The sequence below is a fragment of the Erysipelatoclostridium sp. DFI.2.3 genome, from assembly GCF_019132535.1.
In the GTDB taxonomy this organism is placed as follows: Bacteria; Bacillota_I; Bacilli_A; order Erysipelotrichales; family Erysipelotrichaceae; genus Clostridium_AQ; species Clostridium_AQ innocuum.
Genome location: NZ_JAHOOJ010000004.1, coordinates 101,948 through 128,043, shown reverse-complemented (window position 1 = coordinate 128,043; position 26,096 = coordinate 101,948). Strand labels below are relative to the sequence as shown.

General features: G+C 47.1%; 23 protein-coding genes. 2 read left to right on the top strand and 21 right to left on the bottom strand.

Features of this window, described 5'->3' with window-relative positions:
* Positions 1-8: 8 nt before the first annotated feature.
* The 6 genes from KSZ58_RS05845 to uvsE all read right to left on the bottom strand — a co-directional run bounded on the left by KSZ58_RS05845 (position 9) and on the right by uvsE (position 5,858).
* Positions 9-860 carry a DMT family transporter gene (locus KSZ58_RS05845; protein WP_009269346.1) on the bottom strand — a complete coding sequence of 284 codons (852 nt, stop codon included), beginning with the start codon at positions 858-860 and terminating at the stop codon, positions 9-11.
* Positions 853-2,316: a DUF2779 domain-containing protein gene (locus KSZ58_RS05840; protein WP_008819490.1), complete on the bottom strand. Its 1,464-nt coding sequence runs from the start codon at positions 2,314-2,316 to the stop codon at positions 853-855. The genes KSZ58_RS05845 and KSZ58_RS05840 overlap by 8 nt, the downstream gene beginning before the upstream one ends.
* Before the next feature lie 49 nt (positions 2,317-2,365).
* Complete coding sequence (locus KSZ58_RS05835; protein WP_009269347.1) at positions 2,366-3,307, bottom strand: YafY family protein; 942 nt, start codon at positions 3,305-3,307, stop codon at positions 2,366-2,368.
* 12 nt (positions 3,308-3,319) lie between these two features.
* Positions 3,320-3,679, bottom strand: coding sequence for a hypothetical protein (locus tag KSZ58_RS05830; protein ID WP_002608541.1), 360 nt, complete (start codon positions 3,677-3,679; stop codon positions 3,320-3,322).
* 260 nt (positions 3,680-3,939) lie between these two features.
* Complete coding sequence (locus KSZ58_RS05825) at positions 3,940-4,560, bottom strand: hypothetical protein (RefSeq protein WP_008819492.1); 621 nt, start codon at positions 4,558-4,560, stop codon at positions 3,940-3,942.
* 44 nt (positions 4,561-4,604) lie between these two features.
* Complete coding sequence (gene uvsE, locus KSZ58_RS05820; RefSeq protein WP_009587485.1) at positions 4,605-5,858, bottom strand: UV DNA damage repair endonuclease UvsE; 1,254 nt, start codon at positions 5,856-5,858, stop codon at positions 4,605-4,607.
* Positions 5,859-6,051: 193 nt separating this feature from the next.
* On the opposite strand from uvsE, the gene KSZ58_RS05815 reads away from it, so the two are divergent.
* Entirely contained in the window at positions 6,052-6,828 is a 777-nt protein-coding gene (locus KSZ58_RS05815) for an HAD-IIB family hydrolase (RefSeq protein WP_008819494.1), read from the top strand.
* Between the two features lie 418 nt (positions 6,829-7,246).
* Here KSZ58_RS05815 and KSZ58_RS05810 read toward each other — a convergent pair whose 3' ends face one another.
* Positions 7,247-7,684, bottom strand: coding sequence for a MarR family winged helix-turn-helix transcriptional regulator (locus KSZ58_RS05810; protein ID WP_002608537.1), 438 nt, complete (start codon positions 7,682-7,684; stop codon positions 7,247-7,249).
* A gap of 156 nt (positions 7,685-7,840) precedes the next feature.
* Between KSZ58_RS05810 and KSZ58_RS05805 the strand changes: the two genes are divergently transcribed.
* Positions 7,841-8,908, top strand: coding sequence for an FUSC family protein (locus tag KSZ58_RS05805; protein WP_074747978.1), 1,068 nt, complete (start codon positions 7,841-7,843; stop codon positions 8,906-8,908).
* A gap of 241 nt (positions 8,909-9,149) precedes the next feature.
* Here KSZ58_RS05805 and KSZ58_RS23155 read toward each other — a convergent pair whose 3' ends face one another.
* The 14 genes from KSZ58_RS23155 to KSZ58_RS05740 form a co-directional block, all read right to left on the bottom strand.
* Positions 9,150-9,272, bottom strand: coding sequence for a hypothetical protein (locus KSZ58_RS23155; protein WP_009587526.1), 123 nt, complete (start codon positions 9,270-9,272; stop codon positions 9,150-9,152).
* Between the two features lie 93 nt (positions 9,273-9,365).
* Complete coding sequence (locus tag KSZ58_RS05800) at positions 9,366-9,941, bottom strand: potassium-transporting ATPase subunit C (RefSeq protein ID WP_002608534.1); 576 nt, start codon at positions 9,939-9,941, stop codon at positions 9,366-9,368.
* A gap of 11 nt (positions 9,942-9,952) precedes the next feature.
* Positions 9,953-12,010 carry a potassium-transporting ATPase subunit KdpB gene (kdpB, locus tag KSZ58_RS05795; protein ID WP_009269350.1) on the bottom strand — a complete coding sequence of 686 codons (2,058 nt, stop codon included), beginning with the start codon at positions 12,008-12,010 and terminating at the stop codon, positions 9,953-9,955.
* An 18-nt stretch (positions 12,011-12,028) separates the two neighbouring features.
* Complete coding sequence (gene kdpA, locus KSZ58_RS05790; protein WP_074747975.1) at positions 12,029-13,747, bottom strand: potassium-transporting ATPase subunit KdpA; 1,719 nt, start codon at positions 13,745-13,747, stop codon at positions 12,029-12,031.
* Between the two features lie 757 nt (positions 13,748-14,504).
* Positions 14,505-15,188 (bottom strand): response regulator, encoded by a 684-nt coding sequence (locus KSZ58_RS05785; protein ID WP_002608531.1) that lies wholly within the window; start codon positions 15,186-15,188, stop codon positions 14,505-14,507.
* A complete protein-coding gene (locus KSZ58_RS05780) occupies positions 15,181-16,728 on the bottom strand; it encodes a DUF4118 domain-containing protein (RefSeq protein ID WP_009269351.1) in 1,548 nt (515 codons plus the stop codon). Before KSZ58_RS05780 ends, KSZ58_RS05785 begins: the two co-directional genes overlap by 8 nt.
* Complete coding sequence (locus KSZ58_RS05775) at positions 16,725-18,227, bottom strand: TrkH family potassium uptake protein (protein ID WP_074747972.1); 1,503 nt, start codon at positions 18,225-18,227, stop codon at positions 16,725-16,727. Before KSZ58_RS05775 ends, KSZ58_RS05780 begins: the two co-directional genes overlap by 4 nt.
* Positions 18,224-18,895 (bottom strand): TrkA family potassium uptake protein, encoded by a 672-nt coding sequence (locus KSZ58_RS05770; RefSeq protein ID WP_074747969.1) that lies wholly within the window; start codon positions 18,893-18,895, stop codon positions 18,224-18,226. Before KSZ58_RS05770 ends, KSZ58_RS05775 begins: the two co-directional genes overlap by 4 nt.
* Positions 18,892-19,341: a TrkA family potassium uptake protein gene (locus tag KSZ58_RS05765; protein WP_002608527.1), complete on the bottom strand. Its 450-nt coding sequence runs from the start codon at positions 19,339-19,341 to the stop codon at positions 18,892-18,894. The genes KSZ58_RS05770 and KSZ58_RS05765 overlap by 4 nt, the downstream gene beginning before the upstream one ends.
* Positions 19,342-19,745: 404 nt before the next feature.
* Positions 19,746-20,855: an alanine dehydrogenase gene (gene ald, locus KSZ58_RS05760; RefSeq protein ID WP_074747966.1), complete on the bottom strand. Its 1,110-nt coding sequence runs from the start codon at positions 20,853-20,855 to the stop codon at positions 19,746-19,748.
* A gap of 394 nt (positions 20,856-21,249) precedes the next feature.
* Positions 21,250-22,017 (bottom strand): nucleoside phosphorylase, encoded by a 768-nt coding sequence (locus KSZ58_RS05755; RefSeq protein WP_074747963.1) that lies wholly within the window; start codon positions 22,015-22,017, stop codon positions 21,250-21,252.
* Positions 22,018-22,082: 65 nt separating this feature from the next.
* Positions 22,083-22,445 carry a YkvA family protein gene (locus KSZ58_RS05750; protein ID WP_009587490.1) on the bottom strand — a complete coding sequence of 121 codons (363 nt, stop codon included), beginning with the start codon at positions 22,443-22,445 and terminating at the stop codon, positions 22,083-22,085.
* Between the two features lie 615 nt (positions 22,446-23,060).
* The gene (locus KSZ58_RS05745; protein ID WP_008819506.1) at positions 23,061-24,968 is read right to left on the bottom strand and encodes a DUF4118 domain-containing protein; all 1,908 of its coding nucleotides are present in this window, start codon (positions 24,966-24,968) and stop codon (positions 23,061-23,063) included.
* Between the two features lie 193 nt (positions 24,969-25,161).
* On the bottom strand, positions 25,162-25,803 hold the full coding sequence (locus KSZ58_RS05740) for a hypothetical protein (protein ID WP_009587493.1): 642 nt from the start codon (positions 25,801-25,803) through the stop codon (positions 25,162-25,164).
* Positions 25,804-26,096 lie beyond the last annotated feature (293 nt).

Below are 26,096 nucleotides of genomic sequence, written 5' to 3'. Positions count from 1 at the left end.
GACACGGTTCATGCTGGTGAATCACTGATTATAATACCGCCTACTATGGCAGCAATTCCGATTCCCTGCATCAGGGTGGACGGCTCACGCAGAAGAAAAATCGACAATAGAAGCGCTATACAGGGATCAAGGTAGCTGCCAACGGCTGCCTGCGAGCTGGTAAGATGATGCAGTGAAGTAAAATACAGCGCATAGGCGACTCCGGTATGCACCACGGCGATACACATGATCCAGGGCCATGAGGCTGCCGGAAGCTCTGGTATCAGCTGAATGCGTCCTTCCAGCAGCAGATAAACAAACAGAATACCTGCAGAGCACAGCAGCTGCAAAAAGGTAAAGTACAGACCGTCGATATCATGAAGGAACCGGTTTGTAAGCAACACACCCGCATAGCACAGTGCAGCGGCAGCCGCAAACAGTATTCCCTTGAGCTGCACAGCAGTGCCCGTTACCTGCGTTATGCACAAAAGGCCTCCCATCGTCAGTACGATGCCCAATACAATACGCAAAGTTACAGACTCATGAAAGAGGAAGACCGCCGCCAGAAGCGCCAGCAGCGGTGCTGTATAATATATCACCGTTGCAATGGAAATCGTAGCTGCGACATAGGCTTCAAACAGAAAGACCCAGTTAAAGCCCAGAAAGGCGGCAGACAGCAGTACATACAGCAGCTGCCTGCCACCGATTTTCTGTATGCGATGTCTTTGAAGCAAAAGAAGAACACCCAGAAACGCGGCACCGATGAGCGTTCGCAGAAAGGCCAGCACATCACCTGCGACATGCGCCTGCCGTACAAACAGACCCAGTGTGCCAAATAACAGCAGAGCACACAAATAGGCTCCCATATGTCGCTTAGTCACGCATCATATCCTCCAGGGCATGATACACGATATATTCAGCATAGGTATCCATGGCACAGTATTGCTCCAGCTGCCCATAGATTTCCTGCTTTTTTTCTGCGTCAGCCGTACAGTATTCCCTCCATTTTTCAACCGCATCCATACCATAGGAAATTTCCAGATCCTGATAGCTGTAATCAGAGAATACAGGTACCAGCCTCTTCAGCGAGTAAAAGCCTGCCATCCGGATATCATAGACATTTCCGGTTGAAAACGGAAGTGACAGATCAACCATACGCTCCCACACAGCACGTAAACGCTCCTCATATTCCGGAAACTGCTGTGCCAGCTGTACCAGACGCAGCTTTTCCGCCCCATCCATATTATAGACGAGAATCGTTCCCGTCTTCGGAATATGGGCAAGCAGATGCTCAAGGAAAGCCCTGCGGCAGTCCCCCTCTCCGATAAAGCCGACATGACGCAGCTTTTGCTGCTCCTCAATATGCAGACTATACTGGAAAACCAGGACATCAAAGGGCTTCATACCCTCATACGGAGGAAACGCATAGGTTTCCCATTCAAAATCCAGATAGGAAACCGGTGTCTGGATATGTGCCTTCTTCCAGCAGCGCAGCGCTCCCTTATCCACATACAGTCCGTGATTGCGGGCCGCCATGATCTGCGCATACTGATGACGTGTTCCCTCGATTCGATCGATATCCGCATCCCGCAGGGTGGTGATCCCCTCCTCATGCATTTCATATTTTTGAGCAGCCTGCACCAGATTCAAAATGGAATCATCCGCCGGCACTTCCGGGAAGCAGTCGTCATAATACATACACTTGCCGCCGCGTGTACACACATGACTTCGCTTGACGGGGATATCGTCCATAGCCTCACAGGCATGCAGCTTTTCCAGCATGGCATCCAAATCGATTTCCTGCTTATCCAGCAATTCCCGAATCGTTTTGTGCGCCTTGTTCTTACCGTTGTATAAATATTCATCAACGATCAGCAGCTGTCTGACATCCAGCTCTTTTCCTCGGACATACGCCGCATTCAGATGAATGGCATACACTGCATCAATCGAGACCCCCAGCTTTTCCAGCACCGCCAGATACTGTGCCATACGGACAGCCTCATGCTCCTTGGGAAAACAGCTGCGATAGGTGAAATAAAGAATACGCCTGCCATCCTCCTGTACCAGAAACGGTACGTTGATTCTTAAATCTTCATAGACAAAGCGGGCGTGGATGAGCACTTTTTTCTCATGCAGCGCCTGTAATGCAAGTTCCCCACTGTCATTCGCCTGTCCGACGAACGCATCCTCTTCGCGGATCATCAGCAGCTGCTTTACCAGCTCGCTCATGCTTTCATTATAATTTACAAAGGGAACAAATTCCTTTTTTTGGCGCCGTGACAGCCAGAAGGCTCTGGGACAGCGCTCATATTTCTTTATATCTGTAAGATGCAGCATTGCGTATCAACTCACTCTCCAGGTAAAATTATACCAGATGTAAGAGAAATTAGGAATATAAAGCGAGCATATCTTTTGCAATCGCATGGATTTCCTGCTTCAGGTCCTGCGGACTGACAAGTTGGCACTGGTTTCCCAGCGACAGCAGAAAATTACGCGCACTGATTCTTCCCTCCATCATGGTGGTCAGATACAGTGTCTGCTCATCCACCCATTCCAGCACCGGAGAAATACCGGGCTTTTTTTCACTGATCAGGCGGGCGCTTTCTCCATAGACATACAGCTTCAGCTCGATGATTTCATCACGGATCAGTCCTGTCTTCCCGATATAATCACGGATATGAAAGTCCGCATCCCGTACAAACGGACGTCTGGTCAGCCGCACATTCCGCATACGCTCCTCACTGAATTTGAAGTTTCGATAAGCTCTGGCCTTCAGCGAATATGCAAGACAATAATAGCTGCCCTTTACATTGATGATTTCATAGGGCTGAATGACGATGGTTTCAAAATCAGAAGCATGAAGACTTTTATATTGCAGCTCCACTGCAAAAAGGGCATCTCTTCCCTGCTCACAGATGCGTATCATCGATATCATTGCACCGGTTACATCCGCGCTCTCTTCCACATACACGCCGCTTTCCCGCACCTGCAGCGTGGTTGTTGCCAGAAATTTATCAATTGCTCTGCAATATGTTGCATAAGGCAGAAAATCACGGTGGCTTTCCAGATAGCGTCTGGATTCCTGAAGGGAGCGCAGCTCCTCCTCATACAGCCCCGCCACGGGAAGAAGCGTTCCGGATTTCAGCTGATAACCGCCGTATTTTCCGGTCGTCCCTTCAATCACATACCCCACTTCCTCCAGCTCCTTGCGATATTCCAGAATATTTCTAACATTGGTATTCAGCTCCTGTGCCAGCTCCTCGCGCGTCATAAACCCGCGGGAACGCAAAAGCTGAAGCATACGGATACAGGCAGCACATCGTTTCATAATTCCTCCCGTCTATGCTCGTGCAGGAAGCGGATAATCGAGCGGACAGTACCGGGACGGGTAAGGTCCGAATTCCTCCTTGACCTCTTCCTCCTTTGGCACGATTCCCAGAAATGCCAGCGGAAATATCATCTCTCCCACACAGCGATCCAGTGCAAAGCCCAGTGCCTCCTCAACCTGCACGGCCCCTGCCTTGATCAGCAGCATCATAATTTTTTCATTTCTTGTGAAAACAGCATGAATCAGAATCGGATATCCATTGAATATCCAGTTTGGATCCGCTCCCATGCGAAGTACGCGACGCAGACCTCTGACATCCTCATTCCATACAGCATTCAACATCATTGTTGCCAGTTTTCTATCACTCATCATAAGGCACATCCTTTCTTGATGTCTTTATGATATGCCCTATTGTTACATTATACATGTAACAATGCAATTTATCTATAAAAATATGGGAACACAGCAATATCATCAGCATAGCGGCTTACCCTATACGCTGTCCTATATAAAAAAATGCATGCTATTACTGCAAGTGAGCTTCCCTACCCTATATTTGAAAGATTCATACGATGGCTGTATAAAAAAAGCAGATTCACAATGAGGTGCATCCGCTTTTCTATGTAAGCTATTTAGTCTTCCATTCCGTTTTTGGCATCATTTGGTGTATTGACATTGCTGTTCTGCTCATTCGCATTCTTCGTAGTCCCCGGATTGGAGGGCTCGCTTACACCATTTGTTCCGTTGGTTCCGGTTGTCCCCGTACCTGCATAGGTATAATTCGGGAATGCCGTGACAACATCATTCCAATCTGCATTGGTATCGTAGAGGAATAGGAAATCACCGTTTACCTTGGCACCGTATTCCTGTTCCTTATTATTGATGCTGACCTTCACCTTGCCGTTATCCTTTGCTTCCTTCAGGACCTTTTTCATATTGTCATCATCGGATTTCACGCGATACAAATATCCGGTGCTTCCGTTGTAATCAAAGCTTCTGCCCTCATAAGCCGCAAAGTCAATATCGGTGATCGCCTTGGAATTTTCATATTTCAGACCTTTATCCTTGAAATAATTCATGACATTATCAATGCTGTCTTCCGTCTTGTTCTTGGCGTCCTTTACGCTTTTTTCCGCAGCTTCCTTGGTCTCGTTTGTTTTCGTATTTGCATCCTTCTTGTCATTCATACTGCAGCCGCCCATCAGTGCTGCCAAAAGCGCGATACACGCTGCTTTCTGTACTAGTTTATTCATATTCCAGCCTCCTGTCATAGGTAGTATGTCTCATCCTTACGGTTTTATACCTCATAGGTTTTCAGAAGCAGCACCGCATCATACAGGTCATACCGTTGTTCACGCTCACACGCTCGAAGCAGGGTGTCCAGCAGCTGCTCCAGGCTTTTTTCCCGGGCTTCATATGCCGTTACAGCACGTAGCAGCAGATTAGCTGTACGCTGTGTCCAGTCCGTATTCTGTATTACATGCTGCAGCATACGCGAAACATCCGAAGCGGTGTGCACTCTTCTGCCGATATCCTCGCATACATGATAAAAATCAAGACTTTGAATCCCACAGCTGCTGTGCATAAGCGTATTCCAGACCTCATACAGGCGGGTACTGTCGAGTAAAAACAACAGCCGGTATCGCTTCCACTCCGCTTGTGCATCCTGCAGCGTTTTCTCTAACAGATTCCTGCATTTGATTGCGGATATGTTTTTATCCTTTACCTCCAGCATGATATCCATATCCAGCCCTTCCCGCTCGCGGATAAACTCCAGAAATGTATCGGCATCAATGTGCATCGCATGTGCTCCCTTACGCTTTTTCACATCCTGCTGGCAGAAATGTATTTTCATGATGCCATCCTCTTTTTTCCATGTGCCGGATACCAGACGGAGCCATTCCAGCTGTGTGCGCTCTACTGGTGGAGGAAGTATGGCATGATGCAGATTATCGAATACCACCGGAATCGAAAGCTGCGCTGACAAATACAAGACATCCTCTACTGTATAGTAGCGGTCGTCATTTTCTATTATGAGATGCTTTTGAATGATGGGATCCAAACGCCGGTATACCCTTGCAAAGCGCTGCATCGCCTGCTGCTTATCGCCATAGATGCCACCGACATGCAGCACCATTTTATGTGTTGCATCCAATCCCATCGCCTCCAGAATGGACGCATGATACAGTAGCTCATCGATACTGCGCTCTACGACATCCTCTCGCGGTGAATTGATCACACAGTACTGACCGGGATGCAGGGATACACGCATATTGTTTTTTCGTACATAGTCCCCCAGGCTTTGAAACTGCGCAGCAAATTCATCCAGCCAGGGTATGGTATTGACCGGACTGGAGCCAAAGGGAATCAGGTCGAAGGACAGACGATACATACGGATGTTGTGCCCTGCATTATACTCCAGCAGCTTTTGCAGTGTTTCCAGATTAGCACGGATAATACTGCGCAGACGGTCCTCTGTCGCAAATTTCTGGATGCAGGTTTCAAAATGAAATTGCGCATCAAGGCATATACAGGCGTATCCGATTTTCATAAACACAACTCCTTTTCTCTTTACTTAGCTTGTGCATAAGCTGAAAAATTATGAGCAAACGCTGAAAAACAGGATGCCTACAGCTGTCGGTAAGGGAAAGACAACAGCCTGCAATCGCTGCCCAGCATCGTTTTTTTCTTGTCAATTTCCCTCCTAGCCGTTATGATAAAGACGATAAAGGAGGATGGATTTCATGAAGAAAAAGTATATGTTTTTCGATATTGACGGTACGCTGACGGATAATGCGACGAAAAAAATTGTTCCCAGTGCCCAAAAGACGCTGGACAGACTGCAGGAGGCAGGACATTTTGTCGCAATCGCCACAGGAAGAGCTCACTATAAAGCAAGGGGCTTTATGGAAGCTTCGGGTTTGCATAACATGGTATGCTGCGGAGGGAACGGTCTGGTGATCAATGATGAGCTGATCATGAATACACCGCTAGACCGGCAGAAGGCAATCGCAGTTTATAAGGAAGCACGCGCTCTGGGCTATGGTGCACTGGTGATGCTGGATGATTCGATCGATGTGTACGATGTGGATGATCGTTTCTTGCGGCAGTGCGGTGAGCGGAAGGAACCAACCAATTACATATTCCATGCGGACTTTGACATTGATCAGGTAAAGGATATTTATAAGCTTTACATATCCGTTCCCAAAGAGGAGGAGCACAGACTTACGAAAAAGGATACGCTGGGGAATCTTCGCTTTGTCGAGACGTATCTGATGTTTCAGCATGACCGCAAGAAGGAAGGCATTCTGGATATGATGGAGCGCCTTGGCGGCCCTGTGGAGGATGTTGTCGTATTCGGGGATGATTATAACGATCTGGTTATGTTTGATGATGCATGGTTCAGTATTGCTATGGGCAATGCCTGCGATGCGCTGAAGAAAAAGGCGGATTACGTTACCGAGCGCAATGTCGATGACGGCATCTATAAGGCATGCCTGAAATTCGGGTGGATTTCGTAGGACTTCGATTTATCAAGCAGCATTAAAAAAAGGCGTTTCATCTGCTATCGGTTCTTAAACGATTTGGGTAACTTTAAACAGGAGATTCAACACTTTTATCAATGGAAGCTGAATTTCCTCTGTCCGCAAACACCCTAAATTAGAAAGAACTTGAAATCATGAAGCGTCTTTTTTCTTTTGCTTTAACGATCGCCTGCGTTTTACACGCTTTTTTTCAGCTCTGAAACAGCATTTTACTTTTCATTGTGGCTAAAGGCTTCTTACTTGAAATGCCTCAGCCCATGCAGAAGGAAGCGAATGATGGTTTACACCGGTGATCAGCTTCCTTTCCCCATTTTGATATAGCTTCATAAAGTAACCGGTTTCTATTCTATATGGAAATGCTGCGCTGCAACTATTTGTATTCAGCACTTACCTGCTAATCCAGCTTTGTAAGTACCTCCAGCATGGTATGGACGGCTTGTTCAAAAGCTGCGATTTCCCTGTCGCTGAGCTTCTGCAGCATCTGTTCATATAATGCTGTGGCATCCAGCGCATTTTCCTTTAGAAAGCGAAAGCCCTGTGCTGTGATTCCTATATAGATGCTTCGCCGGTCGCCAGGATTTTCACTTCGTTCCACAAGACCATAGCGATGCAGACTGTCAATCATGTGGGTAGCCTGCTGCTTGCTGAGACGCATTGCCTTTGCGAGCTCTCCCATTTTCATTTGTCCGCAGTTTTTCAGCGTCATCAGACAGAAATAAGTTTCATAGCTGATCTGTCTTGATTTCTGTTGCCGGCGGATGCTGCGCTCTACTTTATAGTGCCAGTGCGGCAGCAATCGAATCAGTTCCTGCATGGAAGTCGTGTGGTTCATGGTGATATCCTCCTTCGTTTGGTATTGACATATTTTCAAAAACGGATACAATACAATTAGTACATGATTATGTACTATTCATTGATATTTACTATATGCACATCATAACGGAAACTTTGTAAAAAAGCAAGAAAAGGTTAAAAAAGGAGTGATGTCATGCGCAAAATCAGTATGTCCTTTGCTAAAGAAGCGCTCTACAATGCTTTTCGGTTTGTTATCAATGTCGGCTTTATCTTTTTGTTTCAAATGATGTTTCATGCGGAGAATACGCTGACTGCCGTAGCCCTGTCCGTAGGCTTCACCATGCTTCCCAACAGCGAGCTGCATGTACGCCCCGGCGCTATATGCTGCATTGTTCTGCTGCTGTATATCGGCGGGGGAATCGCTGCGCAGAGTGCATTGCTGCACCCCGCTCTCGCTTTCCTCATCAATTTCTGGTTTCTCGTTTTGTTGCTGGCACTCATCAGTGAGCCAATGGAAATGAAGGCGAACATCTCCTTTCTGCTCTGCTTTGTATTTTCACAATCCACCTATGTTCCCTGGACGCAGTTTCCTGCACGCCTGGCATGCGTGAGCTTTGGAGCACTGCTGATCTGCGGCTGTATCGTCCTGAATTGGAAACGAAAGGGCATCGGCAGAGACGGCTGTACCCTGAAAGAGCAGTTTCAGCGCAGTAGGTTGCATCGCAGCTATATTCTTCGCATGTCGCTGGGAATATCGCTTGCCATGCTCATCGCCTCCATCCTCCAGCTTTCCAAGCCGTTATGGATCAGCATCGTCGTGATGTCCCTGACACAGCTGGAATTTTCCGAAACACTGGAAAGGATACGCCACCGTTTCATCGGTACACTGGCCGGGATCGTGCTGTTCTTCGTTTTCTTCCAGCTGCTGATTCCTCAGCAGTATGCAATGCTGGTCATCATGCTTCTGGGTTATATCGGCTTCTTTCTACCGGAATACAAATACAAGCAGGTGATCAATGCCATTTCAGCCTTGAATGCATCCCTTGTCATTCTGGACACCAAAACAGCCATCGAAAACCGGTTGTTCTGCCTTGTATTGGGCATCGTGATCGTGATCGTGATTTACATGCTCGCAGGTACAGCGCGCAAGGTGCACCGTATACAGCGCTGGAGCGTGCATACCGCCATGGCAGATGATCATCCAAAAAACAGGGAAACCGCAGCACTGTTTTCAATCAGCACCTGTACGTACAGTGAATGAACGCACCGATACGATCAGGTGCTTTTTTCAGTATAAAATGAAATGAACAAGTAGGGTTCTCTCTGTTCCTCGACAAGATGCGGGCGCTTTCTTTTATCCGTGCTGTTTTTCAGCTGCAGCAGATTTCTATAAAAAAAGGTACCTGCTAGAGCATGTAGGACACTGTGTGCTTACACGCTACTTTTACAGGTACCGCCAGGGTTCCTTTACATCGTTATTGCTTTGTTTAAAATGTCTTACTTCAGTGCATATGGCACTGCTTGGTATCAACGGCAGATTTCATAAGACGGTAGGCTGCATACAGCAGACCAGCCGCAAGCAGAATACCTCCCGCACTGATTACGATATCGATGGTACTCAACATATCCATCACCTTCCTTACACCTATATTCTAACAGCGGTCAGGTTAATGTGCCGTTAGCAGATAGGAGGTGATGTTAAGATGATGCAAATACCTTTACTCACTGATCGTATAACCATCCAGCTCCAGATTGACCTTTAACACATTGACGCGTTCCTCTCCCAGAAATCCGAAGGTTTTGCCTGTGGTGTATTTGTCGATAATCTTGCGAACACTCTGTTGTGATATCTTTCGTACACGGGCAATGCGCTCCACCTGAAAATAGGCAGCCTGCGGACTGATTTCCGGATCGACACCGCTGCCGGATGCCGTTACCAGATCCTCCGGTATATCCTTTCCCCTTGTTTGAGGATCAAATGCATGCCACCATGCCACAGAATCAGCAACCGCCTGCTGCTGCTCGTCGGAAACAGCACTGCGGTTTGTCGGTGCGCCGCTGTTTGGTCGTCCGATCAGATACTCCGGCTTTGTCCAGGACTGTCCGATCAGGGCGGATCCCACATTCTGCGTTTTGCCATTCCTTGTCACCGTAAGCTGGCTGCCATTGGCCTGTTCAGGAAAGAGCAGCGATGCCGAGACAGTCATAACCAGCGGATAGAGCAATCCGCAAATGAGCGTCATCGACAACATACAGAGCAATGCCGCGATCCATGTCTTTTTTCCTTTTTTCATCTTTCTACCTCCTAAGCAATGCCGCACATGGTAAGTGCCATGTCAATCAGCTTGATAACGATAAATGGCAGGATGATTCCTCCGACACCATATATCATCAGATTGTGCCGCAGCTGTTTATCCGCCGGAAGCTCCCGATATTTCACGCCGCGCAGGGATAAGGGAATCAATGCGATAATGATAAAGGCATTGTAGATAACCGCGGAAAGAATTGCCGTGGTCGTGCTTGTCAGATGCATGATATTCAGAGCGGCCAAATTTGGAAAGATTCCCATAAACAGCACCGGTATGATGGCGAAATACTTCGCTACATCGTTGGCAATGGAAAATGTGGTCAGTGCCCCGCGTGTCATCAGCAGCTGTTTTCCGATGCGAACAACCTCAATCAGCTTGGTCGGGCTGGAGTCAAGATCCACCATATTGCCTGCTTCCTTCGCTGCCTGTGTACCGGAATTCATCGCCACAGCGACATCCGCCTGTGCAAGGGCCGGTGCATCATTTGTCCCATCCCCGGTCATAGCAACTAAGTGCCCCTTTCTTTGGTATTCCCGAATCAGCTCCAGCTTGGTTTCCGGTGTTGCCTCAGCGACAAAATCGTCCACGCCTGCTTCCGCTGCAATGGCTGCGGCGGTCATCGGATTATCCCCGGTTATCATAATCGTTTTGATACCGCTTTTGCGCAGCGCTTCAAAATTTTCCTGTATACCGTCCTTTACGATATCCTTCAGATAGATAACACCGAGCACCCTATGGTTTTTAGCGACAACCAACGGTGTCCCCCCCTGCTCAGCTATGGATTGAACCGCTTCTTCACACTCCTTCGGATATGTGTTCCCACCGGCCTCCACGTATCTTCTGATCGCATCTGCCGCACCCTTGCGAATTTCCATACCGCCGTCCATATCAATGCCGGACATGCGGGTTCTTGCGGAGAATTCGATAAATCTGGCATGAAGCTGCTGCATGGAATGCTCACGGATATTGAATTTCTTTTTTGCGAGTACAACGATACTTCTTCCCTCGGCAGTTTCATCCGCCAGAGAGGAAAGCTGAGCTGCTTCCGCAAGCTCCTGCTCCTGCACCCCCTGTACGGGCTGAAAGGCAACTGCCTGCCGGTTTCCCAGCGTTATCGTACCGGTTTTATCCAGCAGCAGTACATCCACATCACCGGCTGCTTCAATGGCACGTCCGCTCATTGCCAGTACATTTGCCTGATTCAGTCTGGACATGCCGGCAATGCCGATACTGGACAGCAGGGCACCGATCGTTGTCGGGGCAAGACACACCAGCAGGGCAACCACATTGCTCAGGGATACTGCCGATCCCTGTCCCACCATATCTCTCACATACCGGGAAATCGGAAGCAGCGTTGCGCAAACCATCAGAAAGATGATGGTCAAAGTGATCAACAGAATCTGCAAAGCGATTTCGTTGGGCGTCTTTTTTCGTGCCGCTCCCTCAACCATGGCAATCATCTTATCCAGAAAGGACGCACCGCTTGCGGCAGTAACCCGCAGTACGATCCAGTCACTGACAACGGTCGTGCCTCCTGTCACCGCACTGCGATCACCTCCGGATTCCCGTATTACCGGTGCGCTTTCTCCGGTAATTGCCGATTCATCGACAGAAGCAATCCCTTCTATCACTTCCCCGTCCATCGGTATTATTTCTCCTGTTTTTACATAGCAGATATCACCCACCTGCAATTCAGAGGAGGATACATCGGTATATGCTTCTTTCTCTGCAATGCTTGAGAGCTTATGTGCAATTACCTGCTTCCTTGACTTTTTCAAGCTTTCCGCCTGTGCCCGTCCTCTGCCCTCTGCGATTGCCTCCGCAAAATTGGCAAACAGCACGGTGAACCATAAAATCAGCGCGATAACGAATACATACCAGGACGGTTCATCCGTTATCCCCGCGATATTGGCAATGAACAATATGGTAGTAAAGATTGCCCCGATATATACGATAAACATAACCGGATTATGCACCTGAACAGCGGGTGCTAGCTTTTTCAATGCCTGCAGTATGGAATCCCTGTATACTGCCTGTTTATTTACCTGCTTCATAGCATATCACCTGCCCTTTCAACCGAGTACATGCAGCTGCGTAAAGAATTCCGCAAGCGGCCCAAGCGCCAGAACCGGTAAAAATGTCAGCGCTCCGACAATCAGCACAATCACAATCAGAAATCCGACAAACAGCGGGGATGTTGTCGCAAGTGTACCCGAACCGGCCGGTACATATTTCTTGCTGGCCAGACTCTGCGCCAGATAGATAACCGCAACCATGGGAAGAAAGCGTACCAGCAGCATCACCGTACCACCCATCACATTGGTGAGCACCGTATTGGCTTGGAAGCCGGCAAAGGCACTTCCGTTGTTCCCCGCCATGGAGGTGTAGGCATACAGAATTTCAGAGAAGCCGTGACTTCCGGTGTTGCTCAGCCACCCGCCGTCAGCCTGCAGCTGCTGTGCTGCCGGGAAAAGGGTGGTGATTGCGGTTGCCAGCAGCAGACACAGCGGCGGTACCAGAATGATGATGCAGACCATCTTCATGTCGAAGGCATTGATCTTCTTGCCGATGTATTCCGGTGTGCGTCCGACCATCAGCCCGGCCATGAACACCGTTAAAAGGGCAAAGGCCAGCATACCGTACAAGCCGCAGCCCACACCGCCAAAAACGACCTCGCCTAGCTGCATTAGAAACATGGTGATCATGCCGCCAAGGGGAGTCAGAGAATCATGCATTGCATTGACCGAGCCATTGCTTGCGGCAGTTGTTGCCGCAGCCCACAAAGAGCTTCCGCCGACACCGAAGCGGGTTTCCTTTCCCTCCATGCTTCCGCCAAGAGATGCTACGCTATCCCAGGATGGGGCACCGAAGATTTCCGCACAGCTCAGGCCCACCAGTGCAGCGACAAAGATTACCGTCATAACAATAAGAATCGTCTTTCCCTGCCGGGTATCCTTGACCGCTTTTCCAAAGGTGAAGCACAGAGCAGCCGGTATCAGCAGTAAGCAGAGCGCTTCAATAATATTGGACAGCGGTGTTGCATTTTCATACGGGAATGCCGAATTGACACCGAAGAAGCCGCCGCCGTTGGTGCCCAGCTGCTTGATGGCAATCTGACTGGCCGCAGGTCCCAGCGGCAACACGCCCTGTGTTCCTTCCAGTGTCGTATAGGATGCATACGGATCCAGTGTCTGTACAACCCCCTGACTGACCAGGATCAGGCATACCACGACAGACAGCGGCAGCAGAATGTACAGTGTAATCTTTACAAGATCACTCCAGAAGTTTCCAAGATTTTTTGTTTCCCTGCGCACAAAGCCTCTGCACAGGACAAACAAAACAGCGATTCCGGTAGCCGCAGATACAAAGTTCTGTACGGTAAGTCCTGCCATCTGCGTCAGATAGGACAGTGTGGTTTCTCCCGAATATGCCTGCCAGTTTGTATTGGATACAAAGCTTGCGGCTGTGTTGTAGGCAAGATGCACACTGGTGTTTTCCAGCTGCTCCGGATTCAGCGGCAGCCATGCCTGTACCAGATGCAGCCCCATAACGATCAGAAAACCGAAAAGCGAAAACCACAGAACGCTGGATGCGTATTTTTTCGCATGCATCTGCTGTTCTTCATCGACTCCCATCACACGGTACAGCAGCTGCTCCAGCGGTGCAAAAATCCGCATGAGAGCTACACGCTCCCCGTTATAAATCTTGTAGATATAACAGCCAAGCGGATATCCGATGGCAAGCAGTGCCACGACATAAACGACATCCTGCAAAATCAATGCGCTGTTCATATGGATTCACCCTTAAACAGCATGTAAAACAAATATGCTAACAGGACAATGGCAACGCCATAAAACAAGATAACGATCATTTCCATATCCAAACCCTTCCTTTCTTAACGAGTTCCATTATAGCGAATCCCGTATAAAGCAGGTGTAAAGAACTAAGGGCGAATGTTAAGAAGCTGTAAGGATTTTTTATGAAAGCGATTGCGCCTGACAATCCGCTCAAGCAAAATGAAAAGGGCAGGAACAAGAGGGGATGCGATGGGAGAAAGATAGATAAAAAGAGGGTTGCTTGCTGTAGGTTCTTTCTTACTTTAGGGTGTTTGCAAAAGGGAGACTTCAGCTTCTATTGATAACTACAATCGTATGGAAGTCTCCCTATGTTAGGTTTGCCCACAATCGAGAAATACTCTTGCTGTAAATGCAATCCCTCTTCATGATGTGGAAGATGTGTGGTACATACCCTCACGGATAAGAAGGCGGTTTAGAAATGGTCTTTATATGCCATGCAGTTTCGTGTGCTGCATACTGCTGTAAGGTGCATAATGATACAGCGTTTGCTCTGTGCGGCCCTCCGTATAGTCATTGCTTTGCATATTTCATTGCGCAATACGTTTTTTTATGAGCTTTGCATAGTCCCTGCATCAATAGGTAATTGCACAGCTCGAACATGTGCATGGAGTTTTACAACGTCCTCTGACATGGCACATTGCCATCTGTTTTAGCGGGATGCTAATGAAATGAAAAAACCGGTTTGTACCGGTCATTCATCGACAAAACGATATCCTACGCCTACCTCTGTCAGTATATAGCGGGGATGTGAGCTGTCCTTTTCAATTTTTCTGCGGATATTTGCCATAAAGACACGCAGGGATTGTGAATCCTCACAGGAGCTGTACCCCCAGATATTACGGATGATAAAGCTGTGGGTCAGCACCTTGCCCGCATGCTCAATCAGTAACACCAGAAGCTTAAACTCGATTGGTGTCAGATGCACCTCCCGGTCCTCCACATAGACCTTGTATTTTTCAAAATCCACCCGCAGACCATCCAGCACAAACACCTTTTCCTTAACAACACGCGGTGTTTTCTTGCGCAGTGCTACCCGTACTCTGGCAAGCAGCTCATTGATATGAAAGGGCTTGGTAACATAATCATCCGCCCCCAGATCCAGTGCCTCCACCTTTTCCCTTTCCTGCCCTCTGGCAGATACTACCAGAATCGGCACCTCACTTTGGGAACGAATCTGACGCAGCACCTCGCTGCCGTCAATATCCGGCAGTCCCAGATCCAGCAGAATCAAATCCGGATTATCGCTCATGAATAATGAAATTCCCTCAATGCCGTTTCGTGCCTCTATCACCTTATATCCGTTCTTATCCAGGGACAAACTCAGAAATCGGATTATGCTGGCATCATCCTCAATCAGCAATATTTTATCATGCATGGTATTCCTTCCTTTCTGTGGCCAGCTTCAGCTGAAAGCCGAACACTGCACCCTGCACATCCTTACGGTTATAGGCAAAGATTTCACCGTGGTGTGCCTCTACAATGCTTTTGCATATGGTCAAGCCAAGACCCACTCCGCGTCTGGAATCGCTGCACTCACTCTTGGTGGTCACAAAGCTTTCAAACAGATGCTCGCGGATGGATTCATCAATGCCTTCTCCCTGATCAATGACTTCAAACACCGCCCAGCCGTGGTCCTTATAGCAGCGAATATCGATCATTGTCGCATCCGGTGTATGCTTGATGGCGTTATCAATCATATTGACCAGCACCTGTATGATCAGCCGTCCGTCCATTTCCACAAGCAAAACCTCATCCGGAAGCGTCACCTTCAGCGTATGCTCCCGCTTTCTGCTTTCACATCGCGATACGGCCTCACAGATGATATCATCCACAACCTCCTCCTGCTGTTTCAGCAGCAGCTTTCCATCCTGAATCCTTGTCATATTCAATAGATTCTCCACCAGCTGATTGAGCCACAGGGCATCACTGCTGATGGATTTCACCAGATGATAGATGGTATCATCATCCAGATCCTGATAATTTTCACAGATCAGCGTACTGCTTCCTGCAATACCGGTCAGGGGGGTGCGAAGATCATGGGAGATACTGCGCAGAAGATTGTTGCGAAGCTTTTCCTTTTCTATTTCGACCCTGCTTTGCTCCTGCTCCGCATACAGCATCTCCCGTTCCACTGCCATCATCATCTGTGAAATCAGCGTATGAACAAACAGACGCTGTTCCTCACGCAGGGAGGTTTCCTCATACAGCGCATACACACCTAGCAGCTGGTTGTTGCAGTGCATGGGATGATAGGTCCAGGCCTGTTCTTCATAAAAGGAGGTTCCCCTGCCGCAGTCGCAGTCTTTTTCCATACACCACGCCGCCATACCGTCATCCGGCTCAGCAGCTGTATCCATTGGCTCCTGTATTTTCTTTAAGGCTTCCCCATCTGTATAGTAAACGGTACAGATGGTCTGCTGGGCAGTATACAGTGAGCGAATCGTATGCTGCAGAATCGTATCCACACCGGACAGGGTTAGATAGGCTCTCGTAATTTCATATAAGGCACTGGTTTGACGTGCACTGCTTCTGGCCTTATGGGCATGCTGCTGCAGCTTATTGACAAGAGAGCCCGTCACAAAGGATACGATCAGGAACACGATAATCGTGATAATATAATTGAAATCATCAATTTGCAATGAAAATGTCGGATTGGTAAACAGGTAATTAAAGGTAAGAATACTCAGCAGGCTGGAGGTGATGCCCCACAGAAAGCTTCCGGTTTCCACAACGATCAGCAGTACCCCGATCAGATAGATCAGCATGATGTTTTCGGTGCGTATTTCTATATCATCAAAGACAAAGGATACCAGTGTGCAGAGAAACAGTATCACTGTCGTAATACACAGATTTTTCCATATATGACTGTTTTTCATCAGACCCCTCTTTTCCGTTCCAATTATAGCAGATTTCATGCCGTTTTCCTACGCCTTACACGGCTGCGGATATCTTTTCCCAGCCTTGCTGCCGCAAGCAGTACAACATAGATTTCCAGCCTGCCGATAAACATCCCAATCGTTCCTGTCCACAGGACAAGAGAAGGTGCATCACAGGTCATGATGCCAGCGGAAAGTCCAACGGTGCCAAGTGCACTGGAGAATTCAAACATGCTGTATGCAAGCGGATGACCATAGCAGCACAGGATAAAGCTTCCCAGAAGAAACAAACAGAAATACAGTACTACATACAGACCCATTTGCGAAAGCTCGGTAGGACTGATAGCCTCCTTTTTATCAACACGGTTGATTTTATGGGAACGAATCACATTTCCGCAACGCAGTTGACTTTCTATATTCCACCAGATGCCCTTGCATAGCGCATAGATGCGATACTGCTTGATTCCGCCTGCAGTTGATCCGATGCCTCCACCGATCAGCTGCAGTACAATCAATAAAAGCAGAGCTGCGGAGGGCAGCGTCACAAACGTGTCCACCGTTTGAAAGCCGGTTGTCGTTAATGCGGATACGACTTGAAACAATGCAGTTCGCAGCGCATGCGGCAGGGCGGTCCCCATACCCGCGCATAACAGGAATCCCAAAACCGGTACAGCCAGTGCAATCACAAGAAAGGAAAAACGAATTTCACAATACTGAAAGAAATTTCTCAGCTTACCGCGAATCAGAAACAAATGCGCCAGAAAATTGATATTGCCAAGCAGCATCAATACGATTGTAATCATTTCAATCCAGATATTATCATAATATCCGATACTCTGTGCATGTGAGGAGAAGCCGCCCGTTGATAAGGCTCCGATGGAATGAATCAGTGCATCAAACAGCGGCATACCAAACAGACAATACAATGCGACTCCGGACAGGATGTAACACAGATACATCGTCAGTATGATGCGTGCGGATTTTAACAGGTTGGGAAGAAGGTGGTCATTGTGACCCTCAGCCGCATACAGGCGCATGCCATACGTGTCGGATAAGACGGAAAGCATGACCAGCACAAGTCCGATACCTCCGAAAAACAGAATGGTGCTGCGGTGCATCAGAAACAGGTGAGAGGTATGCTCCACATCAACAACGCTCAACCCCGTGGTGCTCCAGGCACTGGTTGTTTCAAAAACCGCCTGCGTGAACGTATAGTTACCACTCAACAGAAAGGGCAATGCACAGATCATGATTGCCAGAATCCAGCAGGTCACAACGATAACGGCGTCCTGATTGCGCTGGAGCCGTCCTGTTTCTCTTCCCCGGATATTATAGAATAGCAGATAGCCAAGCAGAATGCTTCCGATACCGGGCAGAATGAAGTACTTCGCCTCGTACGCCTCCTCTGGATACCATAATAACGTGAGCAGCGGCAGCAGTACAATGCCTCCAATCAGCATCAGCAGAACCCCGATATAGCCCAGCATCAGCTCAAATCCGGTTACCTCATGCTGTTTCAGTAGCAGCCTTTCTTTCATGATGCCAACCCTTGCGCTGTCAACATATCGAGCACACACTCCTGCAAAGCAGTGGGGCAAAGAAGCAGCAGCTTGTCATGCTCCTGCAGCACGGTTTCCCCATTTGGTACGATCATATCCACATTGCGCAGGATACAGCAGATGATAACGTTTTTTGGCAGGGACAGCTCCTTCAGCTTTTTGTTTACTACTGCACACTTTCCGGTCAGCAGCAGCTCGCTCAACACGATATTTTCCTGCTCTATAGACAGTGAGTTGACCAGATTCTCGATGGTGCTTGCTTGTTCAATAATCTTTGCAATCGTATACGTTGCGGATATGGCCGTATTTACACCGAGCTTTTTGAAGACAGAAACATTTCTGGGATTGGAAACGGTTGCCACTGCCCGTTTCACATGGAATATTTTTTTTGCAGTCTGACAGATTGCCAGATTATCCGGATCACCGGGGCGAAGTGCTATGAGAATGTCCGCATGATCGATTTCCGCCTCCTCCAGCACATACCGCTTGCAGGGATTTCCCACAACAACCGGGATATTATATTTTTCAGAAAGATACCGGCAATATACTTCCTCATCGTTGATTACCGTTACCTCGTGCTTCTTTTCCAGCAAAGATCCGATTAAAAAATCCGCCTTGCTGCGTCCTCCGGCTACAACGATTTTCATAAAACAGCAGCTCCTTTTAATGCGATATGGCTGATTTGTTCAAATTCCTGTACGGAAAGCCGTGCAGGATAAATTGCTCGAATGGAGGTCTGCTCCAGCAGCTTTTCCTTGTCGGGATCATTCAATCGGATATACACCTGCTCAATATGATAAATCGTTGCGGCAATCTGGGCAATCATGCAGTTGGTATTGTCATTGTCCGTTGCCACCAGCACAATATTGCAATGGCTGATATCACAGGCTTCCAGCACATTCACATCCGCAGCATCCCCTTCGATTTCAAAGCCCTGAAAGCTGTCAGAAAGACGCCTGAAGGCACTTTTTTGTTTATCTATCACCAGTATATCATACCCCGCCTCACTCAATGCCGCAGCCAGGCAGGCTCCAAATCTTCCACAGCCTGCAACCAGCACCTTCTGATTTCTTAATTGATTTCTTGTAAACATAATAAACACCTCTTACCTTTTTCTTCCCACCCCTATAGTAACAGGTTGCATATAAAGACAGTGTAAGCAAACCGCAGCCAATGTTAAGAACGTATAAAGACTGCATTAAGAGTGATGGTATTTCCGTTAAGAATATAAAGATTTTGCAGCTTTTGTGTTAAGGAATCATATAGAGAACAGCATACATATGAAAATTGTTAACTTTTTTAAAGAAGTGCGATGCAATTTACGATAGAAATTCATGAAGCAATACATACTGTCCTTTCCTCCCCAAATAAAAAAAGAATCCAAATCTCACCTGATTTGAATTCTTATGCCATCTGCATCTGATAAGGAAGGCTGACGAACAGCCTTAAGCAAAGCCATTCTCAACATGCATGATACTTGTTTTATCCTTTCTGTGCCTACAGCAGCTCCATGGGATCAGCATACGGCAGCTGCAGAGCATCACTGACTCCCTGACAGGTGATATGCCCCTTGCATGTATTCAATCCAGCAAGGAAGCCTGCATCCTCCTTCAAAGCATCCACACCCTTTTCCGCAAGCTTTAAGATATACGGCAGCGTTGCATTGGAAAGAGCCATCGTTGAGGTACGAGGTACCGCACCCGGCATATTAGCCACAGAATAATGCATAACACCATAGCGTTCAAAATACGGATCATCATGTGTTGTAATATGATCGCTTGTTTCAATGCATCCACCCTGATCAATCGCCACATCGACGATCGCACTTCCCGGCTTCATTGTTTTGACCATATCCTCGGTCACGATTTTCGGTGCCTTTGCGCCCGGTACAAGCACTGCCCCGATAACGAGGTCCGCTGTGCGCAGCGCTCTGCGCAGATTATATTCATTATTGTAGGCTGTATGAATCGTTCCTCCAGAAATATCATCAATATAGCCCATACGATCGGCACTGATATCGAAGATTGTTACGATTGCGCCTAGGCCGCAGGCAATCTTTGCCGCGTTGAGACCAACGGTACCTCCGCCGATCACCACAACCTCGGCAGGGAATACACCGGGAACTCCCCCCAGCAGCAACCCGCGTCCGCCGTTGTTTTTCTGCAGCATTGTTGCTCCGACCTGAACCGCCATGCGCCCCGCTACCTCACTCATCGGTGTCAGCAGCGGAAGTCCGCCTTTTCTGTCACGTACTGTTTCATAGGCAATGGAGGTTGTCTTTGATTCCAGCAATGCATTCGCAAAGGCTTCATCATTCGCGATATGCAGATACGTGAAAACCAGCTGATCCTTACGCAGATAATGATATTCCTGTGGCAGATATTCCTTGACCTTCACAATCAGATCAGCCAAAGCAAATACTTCATCGGCCGCTTTGATCTGTGCACCGGCCTCTTCATATTCCTTATCCAAAAAGCCGCTTCCTGCTCCGGCATTTGTTTCCACATACACCTCATGTCCTGCCTTGCACAATGCAAATACACCCGCAGGTGTACAGGATACACGATTTTCATTGTTTTTTATTTCTTTAGGGATTCCAATCTTCATAATGATTCACACTCCTTATGTGCTTCATTATAACACTTTTTGGTAAAGGTTTCCATGCTCAGTCTTCCTGAATCACAAAGTTTTCTGTAACATTTTTCATAAATTGTAAAAATGACCACCCTTTTTCTCATACTGTTTTTGCTTCATTAACAGTGTTATGTATACGTGTTTTATGAATTCTACATCAATAACAGCTACTGCCTTTAAAAGGAGGACGCCGCAGTTATCTTTGCCACGCCTTTCTCACAAACATCATCAATCGAAGGAAAAACAGATAACTGCATATCTATCTGACAGCTAAATGATGAAAGCTATGAAAGAGTGTTGACCGCTAGGATATGTAAATATGATGTACAGCAATTAGTCATTATTACATTCCATATAACAACCACGTTTACTCACTTGCAAGCTGCAGAGACAGCTGCATTGCGATATCGACAATATTCTTCTTTACTTCGATGTTTTCAGCATTTCCCAGACTTCGTTTATCCCATTGCTTTTGATCGAGATTATCTGCTGTATAAAAAAACTGTGCTATCCTTTTCCTGCGAAATTGAGCAAGGGCAGCCAATGCCGAGCACTCCATATCCACACAGGTATAACCGGCCGCCTTCATCCGTTCAACCTTATTCCTCGTTTCACGATAAAACCCATCTGTAGTCCATATCTTTGCTTCCCGATAAGCGATCGCATGTGTTTGAAAGAATTGCTTCATCTGAGTATGCGTATTTACATTGACTGCGATCGTCTGACTTGCCTGTGCATAATGAAAGCTTGTTCCTTCATCACGATAGGCAAGCGTTGGAAGGAGGATTACACAGTCCTTGATTGATGAATCCAGCACACCACAGGTACCAAAAACAACGATACTTTCTATTCCGAGGGCAAATAATTCCTCATATTCATTCACTGCAGCACTGGCTCCAGTTCCACTCATAAACAGCGCAATACGATGACTTTCAATTTTGCACACATAAATTGGTTTATCACCATTGGTTGTATGCAGATAATCATAAACCTGCGCTTGGTATTTTTCTATTGCATATGCAATCAGATTATGTGCGAAGCAGGTTACAGCTACCTTTGGACAATCCGCTCTTCTTTTTACAATATCCCACGGGTTGATCACCGCTTCCTGTGTATCCTCAAACCTAGTGTACATCCTTCACTTCTCCTTTTTCATTTACAGGTAACCGATATATTTCTATATCAAGGCCAGAAGCCATCCTAGAGCACCGCTTTAACAATTAGGCAGATCATCAGCAGCCATATGACGACAATCGGAACCGCATAATACCATTTTCTTTGCTTCTTCTCCTGTATTTCTTCGCATAGCCAACGATTTCGCTCCCAGATTTCATCGGGGATCAGTTTACAGGTCAATACAATCAGTGCCGGTAACAGGATCACATCATCCAGCAAGCCAAGCACCGGTATAAAATCAGGTATCAAATCAATCGGAGAAAGTGCATAAACCGCCGTCATAGCCGCAAGTGCCTTCGCTAACACCGGCGTATCCCTATCCTTCCATACCAGATAGATAATCGGCAAATCCTGCTTCAGCTGTCTTGCCCTTTTTTTCAAAATCATGCGTAACGAATTCTCTTTCAATATCCTTCACCCTGCCTTACACTTCTTCGTGATTACCTCCACAGTACTCCTACTGCCTGTAAACCTTTGCGTATCAAATCCTGACTCATTCAGCGCTCAGCACACCCGAACGCAAGCATACAGCTTACGGATTTTTTTTCGCATACTTTCGCATCAATTCTATAAGCTGCCCCCCCTGCTGCTTTTCATGCAATGTCATGTCTGTAAGATACAATCTTCCGAAAACATAAGCCCCTAGGCAAGCTTGGGACCATTTTGGAAAATCACAGTGCCGCAATATAGACATTCAGCTCACTGTAAAATATACTGCATCCCCTTATTATGCGCATCGGTATCAACACGGATCACATGTACAGCTACCGCCTCCTATGCAATATAGCGGCATTCCATGCCTATTATATCATTCAAGGCAAGCTGCGTCATGCGTTTTCCATGCTTTCCGCAAGTTCAAAGCAAAGCAAGGACTTATGTGCAGGAATTCAGCAAAATCCCGGATATAAAAAAGGAAGTTTTTTTTAAACCTCCTCTTTCCTGCCTTCCAAAAGCGATAAACCGACAACCGATTTTTCGTTCTGTTGCCCTGTTAATTACATATTAGCGATTCACTCTTCTGTGATTCTGCTTGCGCATGGAATCCATTGCCAAAGCAATCTCATTCAGCATGGTTGCCAGCATACTGCGCTCAAACGGTGACAATACCTCCTTTTGCTGCAGGGCGATTCCGACCACAGCATAAATCCGATCTTTCTTCCGGATCGAATAATACAGGGCCTTTGCATACGGCAGCGTACTGGTTGAAACACCGGCCTTGCGATTGTTTTTTAACACCCATTGTGCAACTGCACGTTCATTCTCAGTTAGATATTTCTGTTCCTCTTCTTCATTTAAATGTTCATGATAAATGATCGGCTCCTGCAGGGTTTTATTCCTTACACTGTAAATGATGATGGTACGGTTCAGCAGCTTATACAGCTGCCGGACTGCCTCCTCACCCAGCTGTGCCATATTCTCTGCCAGCTGCAGCTGCTGGGAGGTCTCCAGCAACAGCTCCATGCGATGTGCCTGCATGGCATTTACCTTGAGCTGCATGCGCATTGTCCGAGTCAGGGTACTAATGATAAAGGAAACGATAAACAGGACGGCGAAGGTCATTGCATATGCCGGATCATATGCCTCCATGGAAAAGCGGGGTGCTGTGAAAAAGAAATTGAATACGGCAACAATCAGCAGAGAAACACCCAGTCCGTAAACACGGGAGCTGGTGTTATAGGAAATCAGAACGATTGCCAAAAGATAGACCATGATGATGTTTGCTTCCGGAAGCTGAAAATGGTACATGAGCAAATTGATCCCGGTCGCTCCCAGAAACAGGAGTACCGTAAACATGAAGTCGCGATGACGGAATACATGGGCATGTGTAAGCCTATGCCGTTTCCTTTTCACAGGCTCCACATTTGCGTCCGGAATGATATAGATTTCAAGGTCGGGAGCCAGCAGAGTGAGCTGATCGATCAGGGTTCTCGCACGGGAGTGCGGACGGGGGGAGGAACGGCCGATAACAATCTTGGAAACTCCGCTGATTTTGGCATATTCACTGATTTGCTGTGCAATATTCTCTCCTGCAACAGATACGATATTTGCATGAAAATGCTGCGCCAGACGGCGGTTTTGTTCCAGCTGTTCCAAATCCTCGCGACAAAGCGGCTCCTCGTTTACATTTTCAACATACAGTGCCGTGAACTCTGCGAAAAAAGCACTTGCCATGCGTGCGGCGGTACGGATGACCAATGCATTGCTGCGGGACGGGCTAAGACAGAGAAGGATATGCTCCCGTGTGGACTTGCGATCCTTTAAACTGACCCGCTTATTCACCCGGTCTGCACAACGGCGCAAGGCTATTTCACGCAGTGCGATAAGATTATCTCTCACAAAAAAATTATGCATCGCCTTCTGTGCGGCAGTCTTATGGTAGATTTTCCCCCTTTTCAGACGTTCAAGCAGCTCATCCGGTTCAATATCCACCAGCTCCACCTGATCTGCTTCATCAAATACAGCATCCGGAATACGCTCCTGTACCTGTACTCTGGTGATACCTGCAACCACATCCTGCAGACTTTCCAAATGCTGTACATTCACAGTCGTATACACATCAATTCCTGCATGCAGCAGCTCCTGTATATCGCTGTAGCGCTTGGGATGCCGGGCCCCCTGTACATTCGTATGCGCAAGCTCGTCAACCAGTATCAGCTGCGGATGCCGCTGCAATGCCTGATCCAAATCAAATTCCTCCAGCGTAATCCCATGATACATAATCGCTTTTAACGCTATACACTCCAGTCCCTGCATCAATGCAATCGTATCTAATCGATCATGCTTTTCGATGTAGCCGATAACCACATCCATGCCTTCCCGCCTCCGCTCATGAGCAGCCTCCAGCATGGCATAGGTTTTTCCCACGCCTGCACAATATCCGAAGAATATTTTCAATTTACCCTGTTTCATTGCCATCACCCTGAATCAGTATAACAGCGATTGCAGAGGTACTTTAGCCTATATATATCATATTTATGAAACAGGTACTTATCTTTATGAAATCCAAACAGCAGCTTACCGTTTTTAATACCTTCTTATAAAAAGCAGAGTATAATGTTTCACACATCCAGTGCCTTAAGAAAAAAAGGACAGTGTGCAGAAGCTAACCTTCCCTGCCCTCCTCACGATCTGTATGCAGCATTTCCTTCATCCATTTTGTTTCATAATAGGTGGAGGGATTCAGCTGACGGTATTTTTCAATTTTAGATAATTCTTTCAGATTACCATAATGCTCCATAAACATCTGTTTGGCCGTTTTCATATTTTCCTGATATGCATGATTTGCCTGCATTGAAATCTTTAAAAAGCCAAGGACAGTCCCCAGTAAAACACCTGTTGCACAGGCCAGCCAGATATTCTCATATTTGCGTAAAAGCAGCTGACTCATGGAGAACAGATATAGGAGAATCGCGATTCCAAAGTTGACAAGATAGCCGGTTACAGGAGAAATACGGCGACGAAACGGATAACCGTAAAAAATATAATGATCATCACCCAATATGTAAAAAGGACCAATTTTACGCGTTGGTTTATAAGACTCCACACCATTTACGATGAAATGCAGTGACAGAAAACCGCGTACTAAATAAGCAAGCCCGAGATTCAAGAAAAAAGCCAGGGCATTTTGTACGATGATCGCACATACAGCACTATGCAGCAGGATAATGAACAGAAAATACCATTTATTCAACAATGCACCTGCATCCCACAGCCGTTTCATAATGTTATCGCCTTCCTTCCACATTGTTTCTTCACATCACGATAAGCTTACCTTTATATACATTCCTTCATAAACAGCAGTGCTGAATTCATTCCTTCACCGCCTGTTCAATCCAACTAGAATCAGAAATCTGTATCGCTCTTTTCTTTTCCGGTATTCCAAACCTGAAAATGCTGAAAGCTGCTGTTTGCCCCTTATTCAAAAATGAACAGGATACACCATCATGAAAAGCAAAAGATAAAATAGCATGTAAGCTTGTTCCTTGACAATCTCAAAGAGGAAACGCCTTCTTTTACCTGCCTGCTTTATTTCCTCAT

Bases quoted from the DNA above. Each gene is read 5' to 3' on its own strand.
- KSZ58_RS05770 (WP_074747969.1), bottom strand. From the start codon at position 18,895: ATGAAAATCGTTGTAGCCGGAGGACGCAGCAAGGCGGATTTTTTAATC.
- KSZ58_RS05780 (WP_009269351.1), bottom strand. From the start codon at position 16,728: ATGAAATCTGCTATAATTGGAACGGAAAAGAGGGGTCTGATGAAAAAC.
- KSZ58_RS05745 (WP_008819506.1), bottom strand. From the start codon at position 24,968: ATGAAACAGGGTAAATTGAAAATATTCTTCGGATATTGTGCAGGCGTG.
- KSZ58_RS05810 (WP_002608537.1), bottom strand. From the start codon at position 7,684: ATGAACCACACGACTTCCATGCAGGAACTGATTCGATTGCTGCCGCAC.
- KSZ58_RS05765 (WP_002608527.1), bottom strand. From the start codon at position 19,341: ATGTTTACAAGAAATCAATTAAGAAATCAGAAGGTGCTGGTTGCAGGC.
- KSZ58_RS05775 (WP_074747972.1), bottom strand. From the start codon at position 18,227: ATGAAAGAAAGGCTGCTACTGAAACAGCATGAGGTAACCGGATTTGAG.
- ald (WP_074747966.1), bottom strand. From the start codon at position 20,855: ATGAAGATTGGAATCCCTAAAGAAATAAAAAACAATGAAAATCGTGTA.
- uvsE (WP_009587485.1), bottom strand. From the start codon at position 5,858: ATGAAAATCGGATACGCCTGTATATGCCTTGATGCGCAATTTCATTTT.
- KSZ58_RS05755 (WP_074747963.1), bottom strand. From the start codon at position 22,017: ATGTACACTAGGTTTGAGGATACACAGGAAGCGGTGATCAACCCGTGG.
- KSZ58_RS05835 (WP_009269347.1), bottom strand. From the start codon at position 3,307: ATGAAACGATGTGCTGCCTGTATCCGTATGCTTCAGCTTTTGCGTTCC.
- KSZ58_RS05805 (WP_074747978.1), top strand. From the start codon at position 7,841: ATGCGCAAAATCAGTATGTCCTTTGCTAAAGAAGCGCTCTACAATGCT.
- KSZ58_RS05740 (WP_009587493.1), bottom strand. From the start codon at position 25,803: ATGTGGAAGGAAGGCGATAACATTATGAAACGGCTGTGGGATGCAGGT.
- KSZ58_RS05750 (WP_009587490.1), bottom strand. From the start codon at position 22,445: ATGATTTTGAAAAAAAGGGCAAGACAGCTGAAGCAGGATTTGCCGATT.
- KSZ58_RS05825 (WP_008819492.1), bottom strand. From the start codon at position 4,560: ATGAATAAACTAGTACAGAAAGCAGCGTGTATCGCGCTTTTGGCAGCA.
- KSZ58_RS05840 (WP_008819490.1), bottom strand. From the start codon at position 2,316: ATGCTGCATCTTACAGATATAAAGAAATATGAGCGCTGTCCCAGAGCC.
- kdpA (WP_074747975.1), bottom strand. From the start codon at position 13,747: ATGAACAGCGCATTGATTTTGCAGGATGTCGTTTATGTCGTGGCACTG.
- KSZ58_RS05800 (WP_002608534.1), bottom strand. From the start codon at position 9,941: ATGAAAAAAGGAAAAAAGACATGGATCGCGGCATTGCTCTGTATGTTG.
- KSZ58_RS23155 (WP_009587526.1), bottom strand. From the start codon at position 9,272: ATGTTGAGTACCATCGATATCGTAATCAGTGCGGGAGGTATTCTGCTT.
- KSZ58_RS05815 (WP_008819494.1), top strand. From the start codon at position 6,052: ATGAAGAAAAAGTATATGTTTTTCGATATTGACGGTACGCTGACGGAT.
- kdpB (WP_009269350.1), bottom strand. From the start codon at position 12,010: ATGAAGCAGGTAAATAAACAGGCAGTATACAGGGATTCCATACTGCAG.
- KSZ58_RS05830 (WP_002608541.1), bottom strand. From the start codon at position 3,679: ATGATGAGTGATAGAAAACTGGCAACAATGATGTTGAATGCTGTATGG.
- KSZ58_RS05785 (WP_002608531.1), bottom strand. From the start codon at position 15,188: ATGCATGATAAAATATTGCTGATTGAGGATGATGCCAGCATAATCCGA.